Origin of the sequence: Clostridium sp. AF32-7AC (assembly GCF_003477925.1) — a bacterium.
Lineage (GTDB): Bacteria > Bacillota > Clostridia > Lachnospirales > Lachnospiraceae > Otoolea > Otoolea fessa.
In genome coordinates this window covers 359,136-373,020 of the sequence record NZ_QUEG01000001.1, presented here as the reverse complement: position 1 = coordinate 373,020, position 13,885 = coordinate 359,136, and the positions used below count along the sequence as shown (strand labels likewise).

The 13,885-nt window shown below is 49.1% G+C and carries 12 protein-coding genes; all 12 read right to left on the bottom strand.

Annotated elements, in window-relative coordinates; all coding sequences use genetic code 11:
- Positions 1 to 76: 76 nt before the first annotated feature.
- The 12 genes from DWZ45_RS14615 to murB all read right to left on the bottom strand — a co-directional run bounded on the left by DWZ45_RS14615 (position 77) and on the right by murB (position 13,820).
- Complete coding sequence (locus tag DWZ45_RS14615) at positions 77 to 421, bottom strand: winged helix-turn-helix domain-containing protein (protein WP_227589403.1); 345 nt, start codon at positions 419 to 421, stop codon at positions 77 to 79.
- 372 nt (positions 422 to 793) lie between these two features.
- A complete protein-coding gene (locus DWZ45_RS01815) occupies positions 794 to 1,318 on the bottom strand; it encodes a flavodoxin family protein (protein ID WP_118467295.1) in 525 nt (174 codons plus the stop codon).
- 301 nt (positions 1,319 to 1,619) lie between these two features.
- Positions 1,620 to 3,563, bottom strand: coding sequence for a lysine--tRNA ligase (gene lysS, locus DWZ45_RS01810; RefSeq protein WP_118467763.1), 1,944 nt, complete (start codon positions 3,561 to 3,563; stop codon positions 1,620 to 1,622).
- Positions 3,564 to 3,587: 24 nt separating this feature from the next.
- Positions 3,588 to 4,070, bottom strand: coding sequence for a transcription elongation factor GreA (gene greA / locus DWZ45_RS01805; protein ID WP_107001044.1), 483 nt, complete (start codon positions 4,068 to 4,070; stop codon positions 3,588 to 3,590).
- Between the two features lie 219 nt (positions 4,071 to 4,289).
- Positions 4,290 to 5,243 (bottom strand): tRNA dihydrouridine synthase DusB, encoded by a 954-nt coding sequence (gene dusB, locus DWZ45_RS01800; RefSeq protein WP_117795850.1) that lies wholly within the window; start codon positions 5,241 to 5,243, stop codon positions 4,290 to 4,292.
- A 7-nt stretch (positions 5,244 to 5,250) separates the two neighbouring features.
- Complete coding sequence (locus DWZ45_RS01795) at positions 5,251 to 5,649, bottom strand: DUF6145 family protein (RefSeq protein ID WP_022359305.1); 399 nt, start codon at positions 5,647 to 5,649, stop codon at positions 5,251 to 5,253.
- A 143-nt stretch (positions 5,650 to 5,792) separates the two neighbouring features.
- The gene (pfkA, locus tag DWZ45_RS01790) at positions 5,793 to 6,767 is read right to left on the bottom strand and encodes a 6-phosphofructokinase (protein ID WP_117795852.1); all 975 of its coding nucleotides are present in this window, start codon (positions 6,765 to 6,767) and stop codon (positions 5,793 to 5,795) included.
- Between the two features lie 267 nt (positions 6,768 to 7,034).
- On the bottom strand, positions 7,035 to 10,511 hold the full coding sequence (locus DWZ45_RS01785; protein WP_118467293.1) for a DNA polymerase III subunit alpha: 3,477 nt from the start codon (positions 10,509 to 10,511) through the stop codon (positions 7,035 to 7,037).
- A 137-nt stretch (positions 10,512 to 10,648) separates the two neighbouring features.
- On the bottom strand, positions 10,649 to 10,903 hold the full coding sequence (locus DWZ45_RS01780; RefSeq protein WP_107001048.1) for an HPr family phosphocarrier protein: 255 nt from the start codon (positions 10,901 to 10,903) through the stop codon (positions 10,649 to 10,651).
- A gap of 113 nt (positions 10,904 to 11,016) precedes the next feature.
- Positions 11,017 to 11,973, bottom strand: a complete 957-nt coding sequence (whiA, locus tag DWZ45_RS01775) for a DNA-binding protein WhiA (RefSeq protein ID WP_022359301.1) — start codon at positions 11,971 to 11,973, stop codon at positions 11,017 to 11,019.
- 16 nt (positions 11,974 to 11,989) lie between these two features.
- Positions 11,990 to 12,865, bottom strand: coding sequence for an RNase adapter RapZ (gene rapZ, locus DWZ45_RS01770; protein WP_022359300.1), 876 nt, complete (start codon positions 12,863 to 12,865; stop codon positions 11,990 to 11,992).
- A 40-nt stretch (positions 12,866 to 12,905) separates the two neighbouring features.
- Entirely contained in the window at positions 12,906 to 13,820 is a 915-nt protein-coding gene (murB, locus tag DWZ45_RS01765; RefSeq protein ID WP_118467291.1) for a UDP-N-acetylmuramate dehydrogenase, read from the bottom strand.
- Between the last annotated feature and the right edge of the window lie 65 nt (positions 13,821 to 13,885).

The window sequence follows — 13,885 nt, the reverse complement described above, 5'->3', positions numbered from 1 at the left end:
ACCTCTTATTATTATAATACGCTTTTCTATATTATCTGTCAATCTACTTTTACTTACTCCTGATACTTGAAAGTATTCATGCACCGGCAGACGGCAGGTGGCAGATGAGTCCGACATAACTAAGCTCTTTAATAGCAAAATTAAACTTAACATCAAATTTTTTGTACTGATTTCCTGTTTTATTAGATGTATATAGTTTCTGTTCAAATTCAGCAATATGCTCATCTAACTCACTAATTCTGTCTCTAATTTCAGAACGCTCTAACTGTCCACCTGCTTCCTGAAGGACTTCACTCATTTGGACAAAGGGGTATGAAATGCACACCCAAAATCGCTGCTTTTCAAAAAATTTTTCGAAATAAAAAAAGCCGCCTGCTCCGGTTAGGAAACAGACGACAAAACACGTTCTAAATGTATTCAATTTTCAATTTCTTTTTCTTTGCTTCAAGCACTTTACATAGAACATCATCTACTGCATCGGTGTATCGTCCCTGAGCTGCTAAATTGTTCTTCAGTGCAATGAGTGATTGTATCACTGGGCTTCGTTCTTCTTCATTTAAGTATCAGGTGTAAGCGGTAAGTTCTTCTCCGACCACTCCGAAACAAGCTCCGGGTGTACTTCTGCTAAACTGTTATTCATAGCCAAACCTCAACCTCCTTGTGCTTAGAGTATATGAAGTTTTAGCTTTATCTTGTAGTTTGCGAATATCTGTATAAATAGAAAAAGCCCCTTGAGAAAGGGATTTCTCCTCTCTCAAAGGGCAAGTTGGCAAACTGGAATTTGGTGTGTGCTTTATAAATTTTTTCCGATCCACTCAAGTTCGTTCATGGAATCCTTATTTTTTTCAAGTTCATCTCTGGCTGTTGCGTAATATGATTTTTTGAAAAGCATATCCCATGAAAGATATTTTGCCATACAGTCAAACTGCTTATCAATCAGCTCATACTGGATACTGCCTACGGGAGAACCACCTACAACAATTGTGCCAACTTTTTTGTTTTTTAACTGCAATCCACGGCAGTAGCACTTATCAATGATAAGTTTCAATTGTGCTGACATTCCCCACCAATAAACTGGTGTAGCAAAAAGAATCATATCTGCGGCAGCAATTTTATCAATTGTAGGATTTGTATCATCCTTATCGACGCATCCCTTAGAGCATTGACAGACACCACATCCCTTGCATGGTGCAATGTTGAGTTTGTCAGGTTCAATGATTTCAATTTCATTCTTTTCTGATGCTCCTTTTATAAATGCATTGATTGCTGTCAGCGTGTTTCCTTTTCTTGCACTTCCATTAATGATTACAATTTTCATGCGTGTATCCTCCAACTTCCGATTTGTATTTCTGTTTGTTTTAAAAATGGGCAACTCCGATTGGAATTGCCCACTCATTGCACTAATTATGCGATTTTTTCTTGCTTGCACCGATTTCTGCATCAATTGATGTAAGTTTGATGTAAATCGTTGTTTTTTTAGTTTTTTATCAAATGAAGTACGTCCCGTCTATTCGGTAAAATGGTACATCTTTACATCACGTCGACTGGCGTCTCCGTGCGTTTTTCGCCTTATGTCGGTGTTCGCAAGCGCACACCGCCGCAAGGCTCAGTTTCTCATCTTAATAGAGCTTTGCACCTGCTGGAATGTGGTTATCAACCATGAGCAGATGCAGTTCTTCATCTTCTGAGTCTTTCAGATTATTTACTGCTGATAATAACATACCGCAAGACTCAATTCCCATCATCTTTCTTGGTGGAAGGTTTGTGATGGCGATCAGTGTTTTACCAACCAGTTCTTCCGGCTCGTAATAAGCGTGAATACCGCTTAAAATCGTACGATCTGTGCCTGTTCCATCATCAAGAGTGAACTGAAGGAGTTTCTTTGACTTCGGTACTGCAACACACTCTTTAACCTTTACAGCTCTGAAATCTGACTTGCTGAATGTATCAAAATCAACTTCTTCCTCAAATAAAGGCTCAATCTTTACATTAGAGAAATCAATTTTTTCCGGCTCTGCTTTCATTTCTTCGGCAGCCTGATTTTTTACATCATTTTTCTTATTTACATCACCGAGTGACTTCATCGTGGGGAACAGCAGTACGTCACGGATTGCCTGGGAATCGGTCAACAGCATAACCAGACGGTCGATACCGTATCCGATACCACCTGTCGGCGGCATACCGATCTCCAGTGCGTTCAGGAAGTCTTCATCCGTATGATTTGCTTCCTCATCGCCAGCAGCAAAAGCCTCTTCCTGTGCTTTGAAACGTTCTCTCTGATCGATCGGATCATTTAACTCAGAGTATGCGTTACACATCTCGCGGCCGTAGATATACATCTCGAAGCGCTCAACCAGCTCCGGATTGGACGGTTTTCTTTTGGTCAGCGGAGATACCTCAACCGGGTGATCCATAACGAAGGTCGGCTGAATCATCTTCTCCTCGCAGAACTCCTCGAAGAACAGGTTGATGATATCACCCTTCTTATGGCGCTCCTCAAATACAACATTGTGCTCTCTTGCGATTGCCTTTGCTTCCTCGTCAGTTTTAACGGTGTTGAAATCAACGCCGGAGTATTTCTTAACTGCATCGATCATGGTGATGCGCTCGAACGGCTTGGACATATCAATCACAGTGCCGTTATAGCTGATGACAGAACTTCCGCAGACTTTCTCAGCCAGGTAGCGGAACATACTCTCGGTCAGTTCCATCATGCCCTCGTAGTCGGTGTATGCCTGATACAGCTCCATCAGGGTAAATTCCGGGTTGTGACGGGTATCAACACCCTCGTTACGGAATACACGGCCAATCTCGTAAACACGCTCTAAGCCGCCTACGATCAGTCTCTTTAAGTAGAGTTCCAGAGAAATACGCAGTTTTACATCTTCATCCAGAGCATTATAATGGGTCTCAAACGGACGTGCAGCCGCACCGCCGGCATTAGCTACCAGCATCGGAGTCTCCACTTCCATAAATCCGCGTCCATCCAGGAAATTGCGGATCTCCTTGAGGATCTGAGAACGTTTTACAAAGGTGTCTTTTACTTCCGGATTCATGATGAGATCCACATATCTCTGACGATAACGGATATCCGTGTTGGTCAGTCCGTGAAATTTCTCCGGCAGAATCTGCAGACTCTTGGACAGCAGTACGATGGACTCTGCATGAACGGAGATCTCTCCCATCTTGGTGCGGAATACGGTACCTTTGATTCCGACAATATCACCGATATCCATCTTCTTGAAATCTTTATAAGCCTCTTCGCCTACGCTGTCTCTGGCAACATAAGACTGGATATTGCCCTTTAAATCCTGCACATTGCAGAAAGATGCCTTACCCATCACACGTTTGGACATCATACGTCCTGCGATCGTAACCTCTTTGCCATCCATCTGCTCAAAGTTATCCTTGATCTCGCTGCTGTGTGCAGTTACATCAAATTTTGTAATCTGGAACGGATCCTTTCCGTTGTCCTGAAGGTCTTTCAGTTTCTCGCGGCGCACCTTTAATAACTGATTTAAGTCCTTCTCCTCGTTCTTATTCTGCTGATTCTGCTCTGCCACTTTCTCTTTCACTCCTTCGTCTCTTTATGATACTCGCTGGATGTCCAGGATCTTGTACTGGATAACGCCCGCCTGTGTCTCTACGTCTACGGTCTCGCCAGCTTTCTTGCCAAGCAGGGCACGACCAACCGGAGACTCGTTGGAGATCTTACCATCTAAGCTGTTTGCCTCGGTGGAACCTACGATCTTAAATTCCATCTCTTCATCCTCTTCGACGTCCAGTACCTTTACCTGGCATCCGATGCTGATCTTATCCAGATCGATCTCATCCTCAACAACAACCTCTGCGTTTTTCAACAGTTTCTCAAGGTCTACGATTCTTGCCTCGATGTCTCTCTGTTCATCTTTTGCTGCATCATACTCAGCGTTCTCAGACAGGTCGCCCTGCTCTCTCGCCTCTTTGATCTTCTGTGCGATCTCCTGGCGTTTATTTACTTTCAGATCATGAAGTTCATCTTCATACTTTTTCAATCCTGTGTAAGTTAAAATGTTCTTCTTTTCTGCCATGACAGCTATCCTTCCTTCTATCGATTCATCACTGAATCCCCTAATAATTGCATCGCACTATTATACATGATTCTTGGTGTAATGTCAAGAATCACAAAGTGCCATAATGGCTTTAAAAACAAGGGAAAATCCTACATTTTCGTGCTTTTTCTGTGCCTTCCGATTTCGTCCACCCATGTAACACAACCATCGTTTTGATTCCACACATTCATCCTTCTCTTAAATTCTCTCATCCACCAGCCGTTCCAGCTCCTCCAGCGTCTCCACCTGATTTATATCATTGCGAAGCGCCGACGAATGTGGAAATCCTGCCGTATACCATGCCACGTGCTTACGCATCTCCCGCATTGCGATCTCCTCGCCGCGAAATTCCGTCTGAAGCGTCCCATGGCGGACAATCATCCTCTTTACTTCCTCCGCAGTCGGCGGCGGCAGAAGTTCTCCGGTTTCCAGATAGTGGAGAATCCGTTTAAACAGCCATGGATTTCCTTTCGCGCCGCGCGCCACCATGATGCCGTCGCAGCCGGTTTCTTCCTTCATTCTCTTAGCATCTTCCGGTGTAAATACATCACCGTTTCCCCAGACCGGGATTGAAACCGCCTCTTTGACCTGACGGATGATGTCCCAGTCCGCCTTTCCGGAATAATACTGCTCTCTCGTCCGTCCATGCACGGCTACCGCCGCCACGCCGCAGCTCTCTGCCATCTTCGCAAACTCAACCGCATTGATATTCGAATCATTAAATCCCTTGCGGAATTTGACCGTAACCGGTTTATGAAGTTTCTTTACCATCGCCGTCAAAATCTGCTCTGCCAGCTTCGGATCCTTCATCAGTGCCGAACCTTCGCCGTTATTGACAATCTTTGGCACCGGACAACCCATGTTGACGTCGATGATGGCATACGGTCCTTCCTCCAGCTGCAGCGCCATCTCGCTCATAATCTCCGGATCTGAGCCAAACAGCTGCACCGCAACCGGCTCTTCTTCCGGCCGCGTCTCTAATAACGGCTTTGTATTGCGGTTCTTATAAAGAAGCGCCTTCGCGCTGACCATCTCCGTGTACATCAAACCACATCCCTGCTCCTTACAGAGCAGACGGAACGGCAGATCCGTCACACCTGCCATCGGCGCAAGGGCGATTGCATTTTTTAATTCTACGTTTCCAATCTTCATTTTATTTCTAATCTTCCTGATACCGTTCCATCTGCTCGTCGTCTAACAGTTCGTCCGCCGGGATTCCCAGCACCTTCACCTTATAATACAGCTCCAGCGATTCCAGCAGCTCACGCTTCTCCGCCTGATACTGCTTGATTTTAAGCGCGCTTCCGATCTCGTCAAAGAGGTAATCATTCTCCTCCGCCTCAACCTTAAACTGCAGTCTGCCATCCGGCATAAACTCCAGCAAAATAATACCGCCGATGTCCTCTGTGTACATGACACACATGATCTGCAATTCCTGCTTAATTGACTCCGGCAGCCCCGAAAACTGCTCATTCAGATAATATTTTTCCACATACGAATTCGCACCGCAGAGTACGGTGGAGTCCCCATCTGTATTGGGATTCTGCATTTCTGCCATTTTCTTGCACCTCCATCTGTTTCATTTTCCATTGCCCACAAACAGGGCTGACGCACGAACGGAGAGCAGGCTCTCCCTTTATCCCTGAGAAGCCTGTTCTCCGTTCATATGCCAGCCCATCTCACAAGCAGCCATCAAATTCCTTAACGAATCAGCAGCTTACTAATCTCATACTGATCTTCCGGAATATCCTTCTTCATATTCAGCGCCTCCTGAATATCAAAATCCAGAAACTCGCCGTGCTTATACGCTACCACGCGGTTGGTCTTTCCTTCTTCCAGCAGCTCCACCGCCTTGGCGCCCATGATGGACGCATAGACGCGGTCTTTACAGGTCGGCGCGCCGCCTCGCTGCATATAACCAAGGATCGTCGCACGTGTCTCGATGCCGGTTGCCGCCTCGATTCGCTTCGCCATCGACGCGGAATGTCCGATGCCCTCGGCATTAATGATAATATGATGTCTCTTGCCGCGTTTCCGGTTATCGATGATGCGGTTGATCAGCATCTGCTCATTGCCATCGTACCGCTCCGGAAGCAGAATATCCTCGGCGCCGTTAGCGATACCGCACCACAGGGCGATATATCCCGCGTGGCGTCCCATAACCTCGATGATACTGCAGCGCTCATGGGAGGTGGAAGTATCTCTTACCTTATCGATCGCCTCCATCGCCGTGTTGATCGCGGTATCAAACCCGATCGTATAATCGGTGCAGGCAATATCCAGATCGATCGTGCCCGGAAGACCTACCGTATTGATTCCCAGCGCGGATAACTTTCCGGCGCCGCGGTAGGAACCATCGCCGCCGATGACGACCAGACCGTCAATGTTGTGCTTGCGGCAGATTTCTGCGCCGCGCTTCTGACCTTCCTCGGTCATAAATTCCGGACAGCGGGCTGTGTATAAGATCGTACCGCCACGGCCAATCGTATCTGCCACGCTGGTTCCGTCCATGTCCACAATCTCTTCCTGCAAAAGTCCAGCGTAACCACGCATGATACCTTTTACCTTCATGCCCTTGTTGATCGCAGTCCGGACCACCGCACGGATCGCTGCATTCATACCCGGCGCATCGCCGCCGCTTGTCAGTACACCAATCGTTTTAACCTCTTTTGCCATCGCTTATTCCTCCGTCCTAAGGCTTTCCGCTTCACATCCCCAACCGTGAACCAGCCGTTTTATTTTCGAATCTTTTGACCCTTCTGATACCAAATTGTTCTGCACTGCGTGCTACCACAATTTTCAAACAATTTTATTGTAATTCATTTTATAGGTCATTTCAAGATTTTTTATGATATTTTTTTAACATGTCGCCAAAGCGTGTTACTGTTCACACATACGTGCCCAGTTACCAAAGCTTTCAATGTCCAATGCAAATTTTAACACTTATGAAGAAATCTTCCCCAGCGGCTTCTCCACCACCTTGACGTTCTTCTCGCCCAGCATCTCGCTGAGCGTCGTCACCAGCGCCTCGCCTGCCCGCACATTCCAGTTGCGCGGCAGAACCTTTTTCGCGCGCTCACGTCCCAGGTAAATGATCACGGTGTCATTTCCATCACTTGTTTTCAGGAGGTCGAGAAGTTCTTTCTCTCCCGCCAGATACGCTTCCTTGTCCGCATACTGAATCCACAGCTCGCGCGGCACCTGCGAAAATGGGATAATCTGCTCGCAGATCAGTTTTCCGACCGGCTCATCGCCGACCGATGCGCGCCCGCGGATAAAGACTTTTTCATCCTTTATCAGCATATCGCGCCGTTTTTCATAATCCTTCGGGAATACCAGCACTTCCACACTTCCCGCCAGATCTTCCACCGTCAGGAACGCCATCATCTTGTTATTCCGGGTCGTCTTAACCGTTTTCTCGGTGATCATTCCGCCGATCGTCACATACGCGCCGTCGTGAATCACCGCCGAACCGGTCTCCTCATCCACAACAAAATCGGAGCTCTTCGCCGTCACATTTTTCTCCCAGATGCCGATATATTCCTCCAGCGGATGCCCGCTGACGTAGACGCCCAGCATTTCTTTCTCGTATGCCAGATATTCTTCCCTCGAATACTCTCCGACATTCGGAAATGTGATCTGAAAACTCTTCTTGTCCTCTTCCGCCGCAAAATCAAAGAGCGACATCTGCCCTTCCATCGTATTTTTCTTCTCTTTATTCTTCTGATCGACCATCGAGCCGCAGACCATACATTTCTGCTTGCGGGTTCCCGGCAGCCCGTCCATCGCACCGGATTTGATAAAGCTTTCCAATGTGCGCTTATTGACCTCCCTGCCCGACATCCGGTCAATGAAATCTTCCAGCGATCGGAATTTTCCATGTTCGGTCCGCTCCCGCACGATCTCATCCACCACCGACTGACCGATACTCTTGATCGCCGATAAACCATAGCGGATCGCGCCGTCCGAAACAGAGAAGCCGCCCTCGCCCTCATTGATATCCGGCGGCATGATCTTCATACCCATCTGACGGCAGCTCATGATATATTCCGATACCTTCGTAACATTATCCTTGACCGAGGTCATCAGCGCCGCCATGAATTCGACCGGATGGTAATATTTCAGATATGCCGTCTGGTAGGAGACAACCGCATACGCCGCCGCGTGCGACTTGTTGAAGGCGTATTTCGCAAAATCGATCATCTCATCGTAAATATGGTTCGCCGTCTTCTCGTCGATCCCATTCGCAATACAGCCCTTTACGCCCTCTTGTGCATTGCCATAGACGAAATTCTGGCGTTCTTTCTCCATGACTGCCGCTTTTTTCTTCGCCATCGCACGGCGCACCAGGTCGCTTCGTCCCCAGGTATAGCCAGCCAGATCGCGCACGATCTGCATAACCTGCTCCTGATAGACGATACAGCCATAGGTCGGCGCCAGAATCGGTTCTAACTGCGGGCACTCATAGACAATCGAAGCCTTGTCATTTTTGCCTTTCAGATAACGTGGAATGAAATCCATCGGACCCGGACGATACAGGGAAATACCGGCGATCAGATCCTCCAGGTTTTCCGGCTTTAACTCTTTCATGAATCCTTTCATGCCGGAACTCTCCAGCTGGAACACACCGTCATTTTTGCCAGTTCCAATCGAATCCAGCACCTTTTTATCGTTGTAATCGATCTTATCTATATCAAGCGGTTTTCCGGTCGTTTTCTCCACCAGGCGAACCGCATTCTGGATAACCGTCAGGGTTCTAAGACCCAGGAAATCCATTTTCAGAAGTCCCAGCTCTTCCAGCGTCGTCATCGTAAACTGGGTCGTGATCGAACCGTCAGATGCCCTGGACAACGGCACATACTCATCGACCGCCGCACGGCTGATGACAACGCCCGCCGCATGCATGGAGGTATGTCTCGGCAGCCCCTCCAGACGTTTACTCATGTCGATCAGATATTTGACCGAATCATCCGACTCATACGCCTCACGCAGATCCGGACTGGCTTTGAGCGCCTTGTCTAGCGTCATGCCGAGATCACCCGGAATCATTTTTGCGATCGCATCACACTGTGCATACGGCATATCGAGCGCGCGCCCCACGTCGCGGACGACACCCTTTGCCGCCAGCGTACCGAAGGTAACAATCTGCACGACGCGGTCTTTTCCGTATTTCCGCACGACATAGTCGATCACCTCCTGACGCCGTTCGAAACAGAAATCGACGTCGATATCGGGCATGGAAACTCGTTCCGGGTTCAGGAAACGCTCGAAAATCAGCTGATAGCGGATCGGGTCGATGTCCGTGATCTCCAGACTGTACGCGACGATACTGCCCGCCGCCGAACCACGTCCCGGACCGACCATGATACCGTTTGATTTTGCAAAATGGATAAAATCCCATACAATCAGGAAATAATCGACATATCCCATCGAATGGATAACGTCCAGCTCATACCTCAGGCGCTCCCGCAGCGTCCCATCGTCGTTCGGGTAGCGCTTGTGAAAGCCCTCCTCGCAGAGCTTCTGCAGATATTCCCAGGACGTATATCCGTCCGGGACATCATACTGCGGCAGCTTCGTCACGCCAAACTCGATCTCGACATTGCACCTCTCGGCGATCTTGTGCGTGTTGTCAAGTGCTTCCTGTGCATACGGAAACAGCGCACGCATCTCCTCCTCGGATTTGACATAGAACTGCCCGCCCTCATAGCGCATCCGGTTCTCGTCCGTGACTTTTTTGCCCGTCTGGATACAGAGCAAAATATCGTGCGATTCCACATCTTCTTTATAAATATAGTGGCAGTCGTTCGTCGCCACCAGCGGAATCTGCAGTTCCTGGCTCATCCGCATCAAGCCCTGATTGACCGTCCGCTGCGCCGGGATGCCGTGATCCTGCAATTCCAGAAAGAAATTGTCCGGTCCAAAGATATCGCGGTATTTCTGCGCCGACTTGCACGCTTCCTCATACATGCCTCTCGACAAATACCTCGGGATCTCGCCCGCCAGACACGCGCTGAGTGCAATAATGCCTTCATGGTAGGTTCTCAGCACCTCGTCATCCACACGCGGTTTATAATAAAAGCCCTCGACAAAGCCCTTGGAGACGATCTTCATCAGATTCTGATAGCCGGTATTATTTTCCGCCAGCAGAATCATATGATAATAGCGATCCTCGCCGCTTCCCGCCTCCCGGTCAAAACGCGATCCGGGCGCCACATAGATCTCACAGCCGATGATCGGCTTGATCCCATTTTCCCTGGCTGCCCGGTAAAAATCGATCACGCCGTACATAACGCCGTGGTCGGTAATCGCCAGACTGTCCATCCCCAACTCCTTCGCCTGGGCGGTCAGTTCTTTTATTTTACTCGATGCGTCGAGCAGACTGTACTCTGTATGCACGTGCAGATGTGTAAATGCCACCTTTTTCCTCCCATTCAGATCTTTTAAGGGACTGCCGTTTCCCGCGAAACGACACCCCCTCATCTATCAAAGCTCTTGTTTTGTGTAACTATTCCGTCCCCTGTCTCTTTCCGAAAACCGGTCAGAAATCTGGATTTCTACTGATTGCTCAGATATTTCTCAATTCCTTCGATCGCACTCTCCTCGTCGCTGCCATCAGCCGTTACCTTTACGTGCGCGCCCTCTGCCAGTCCCAGCGTCATCATGCCCATGATGCTCTTTGCATTGACGCGTTTTTCTTCACTTTCCACATAGATGCTGCTCTCATACTGGCTTGCCACCTGCACCAGCATCGCCGCCGGACGTGCCTCCAGACCTGAACTCAAACCAATTCTGATTTCCTTACTTGTCATAATATCCTCCTCATCGAGCCCCGCTCGAAAAAAACGGCAAAATCCGCTGCCACTACTGTATCGCACGGAATTTTCCATCCGGGAAATTCCTGCCTGTGAACAATAACCTAACTTTACTCGCCCCGCTCTTCGCGGAGACTTTCAGCTACTGCACTTATCTTTCTGAGCCTGTGATTGACTCCCGATTTTCCAACTGGATGGCTCAGATTCTCCCCCAATTCCTTCAAGGTTGCATCCGGCATCTCCAGACGAACCTGTGCTACCTCTGAAAGAAGCTCCGGCAAGTAATCCAGCCCGACCGTATCACGGATGTATGTGATATCCGCAAGCTGCTTGACTGCCGCCGAAACAGTCTTATTGATATTGGCAGTCTCGCAGTTGACCTGACGGTTGACGCTGTTTCGCATTTCTTTCAGGATCCGGATATTTTCCAGCTCCATCAATGCCACATGCGCTTCCATCAGCCCCAGAAGTTCCACAATCTGACTGCCTTCTTTTATATATACCACATAATACTTCTTTCTGACAACTATTTTCGCATCGATGTCGAATGTCAGAATCACATTCTGAAGCTGCACCGCCTTTTCAAGCGACGCGCATACGATCTCAAAATGATAAAATTTCTCCGGATCGCTTAAGGATCCGGCTGCCAGAAAAGCGCCCCGGATAAATGCCTTCTTGCAGCACGCATTCTGAATCACCAGATTCCGCACCACCGAAAGGTTTTCCCCGACATTTCCCTGCGCATCCACCATCTTGACCGCCTCCAGCACCCGGAGTGCATTTTCGTGATCGCGCACCAGAAGCGTATAAGAACGGCTCTTTTTTAAAAATGCATTGCGCCGGATCGAAATGTCCGCCTTAATATTAAATGTATTTTTCAATAATGTAAAGTATTTTCGTGCAACCGCTACGTTTTCCGTGTGGATCCGTATGCTGAAATGATCCTCTTCATCGATATGAATCTTGCCGCAAAGGCTCAAAATCGCCGCCAGCTCTGCAATCTGGCAGTGCCTCGCCTTGCTCAGCTGATGCGATAGCTCTTCCTTTACCCGGGCTGAAAATGACAAAGTTCTCTACCTCCGTTTACCCTTTTGTCCGGTTATCCATCTCTATGTCCCGATGTTCCAGTTTAAGCCCTATTTCCGAGTGCTCCTTGAGGCGCTCATAGAGCCGGTTCGCCACCGTAACTGAACGGTGCTTTCCACCGGTACATCCGACTGCTATGACAAGCTGATTCTTTCCTTCTTTTACATAGTACGGAAACAGGAAGTCAATCATGTCATAGAGTTTATCCAAAAATACGTCTGCCGTCCCGCCGCGGCGCACAAAGTCCTGCACCGCCTTCTCATTGCCGGTATGGCTTCTTAAATTCTCATCATAATAAGGATTCGGCAGAAAACGGACGTCAAACACGAGATCCGCGTCCGACGGAATCCCATATTTAAAGCCAAAGCTTAAGATCGTCACAAAGAGGCTGGAAAAGCGCTCGCGCCCCATGAAAATCCGTTCCAGTTCCGCCTTGAGCTCCCGCGTCAGAAGCGTGCTGGTATCCAGAATATAGTCCGCCCGCTTTTTCAGGAAATCGAGTTTCAGGCGCTCTTTCGCAATACCGCGGTCCAGCCGCTCTTTTCCTGCCAGCGGATGGGAACGGCGCGTTTCCTTATATCGCTTGATCAGCACCTCATCGCTGGCATCCAGAAACAGGATCTCATACGGAAACTGGATGTTATTCCAATCATTCAGTGTTCCCTCCAGCTGTGCCAGCTCGTCGCCGCTGCGGACATCGATTCCCAACGCTGCACAGCTTACCTCCCCGCTGCTGCTCTGCACCAGCTCCGCAAATTTTCCCACCAGCGGGATCGGGAGATTGTCAACACAGTAAAATCCCATGTCCTCCAGCATTTTCAGTGCCGCCGTCTTTCCGGCTCCCGACATACCGGTTACGATCACAAGCCGCATATTGTTCCTCCCTTTTCCATACTCTATATATCTTAATATCTTAAAAGCCCAGCATCTTTACTTCCGTCTCCAGTTTCACCCCAAACTGCTCATACACGCGCTTCTGCACCGTCCCACACAGCCCCGCGATGTCCGAAGCCGTCGCATGGTCGCGGTTGATAACGAAACCACAGTGTTTCTCCGACACCTGTGCGCCGCCCTCCTGATAGCCGCGAAGTCCGGCATCTTCGATCAATTTTCCGGCGAAATAGCCCTCAGGGCGCTTAAAGGTGCTTCCGGCACTCGGATATTCCAGCGGCTGTTTTTCCCGCCGTTTGGCTGCCAGTTCATCCATCCGCACCCGGATCGCTTCCGGATCACCTTTCTCCAGACGGATCCGCGCCGATAAAACGATATATCCGCGCTCCGGGATGCAGCTGTGGCGGTAACCCAGATCCAGTTCTTCCGTTTTAAGCTCTTTTACCTCGCCGTCCGGCGTCATCACGCGCACAGATTCCAGCACATCCTTTAATTCTCCGCCGTAAGCGCCCGCATTCATGACCGCCGCGCCGCCCACGGTTCCAGGAATCCCGGCTGCAAACTCAAATCCGGTCATTCCATCCTTCTGCGCCTCCCTGGCGGCACGCGAAAGCAGCACACCGGCGCCCAGCTCATAGACGCCCGGTTCGCCCTCCGGACAGACCACCTCTGTAAACTGGCTTCCCAGAAGGATCATCACGCCCGGATAGCCCGCATCACTGACAAGCAGATTGCTTCCATTTCCTAATATGTAATACGCTTTCTCTGCCTCCCGGCACGCCGCCAGCACTGCCGCCAGCTCTTTTTCGCCCTCCGGGGTCACAAAATAGCGGGCTGGTCCACCAGCCCGAAAGGTCGTATGTGCGCTCATCGGCTCCTGCTCCCGCACGGAAGCAGCGCCGATGGCATCACAAAGTTTCTGATAAAAATTAGACATATCTATTTTCCTTTATTCATTTCATAACGGCTCCATCCCTTGCAAGTCAGGATTTCCGCACTAAA

Excerpts from the sequence above, each read along its gene's own strand:
- DWZ45_RS01780 (WP_107001048.1), bottom strand. The coding sequence starts at position 10,903 with ATGACAAGTAAGGAAATCAGAATTGGTTTGAGTTCAGGTCTGGAGGCA.
- greA (WP_107001044.1), bottom strand. The coding sequence starts at position 4,070 with ATGGCAGAAAAGAAGAACATTTTAACTTACACAGGATTGAAAAAGTAT.
- pfkA (WP_117795852.1), bottom strand. The coding sequence starts at position 6,767 with ATGGCAAAAGAGGTTAAAACGATTGGTGTACTGACAAGCGGCGGCGAT.
- DWZ45_RS01815 (WP_118467295.1), bottom strand. The coding sequence starts at position 1,318 with ATGAAAATTGTAATCATTAATGGAAGTGCAAGAAAAGGAAACACGCTG.
- dusB (WP_117795850.1), bottom strand. The coding sequence starts at position 5,243 with ATGAAGATTGGAAACGTAGAATTAAAAAATGCAATCGCCCTTGCGCCG.
- murB (WP_118467291.1), bottom strand. The coding sequence starts at position 13,820 with ATGTCTAATTTTTATCAGAAACTTTGTGATGCCATCGGCGCTGCTTCC.
- rapZ (WP_022359300.1), bottom strand. The coding sequence starts at position 12,865 with ATGCGGCTTGTGATCGTAACCGGTATGTCGGGAGCCGGAAAGACGGCG.
- DWZ45_RS01795 (WP_022359305.1), bottom strand. The coding sequence starts at position 5,649 with ATGGCAGAAATGCAGAATCCCAATACAGATGGGGACTCCACCGTACTC.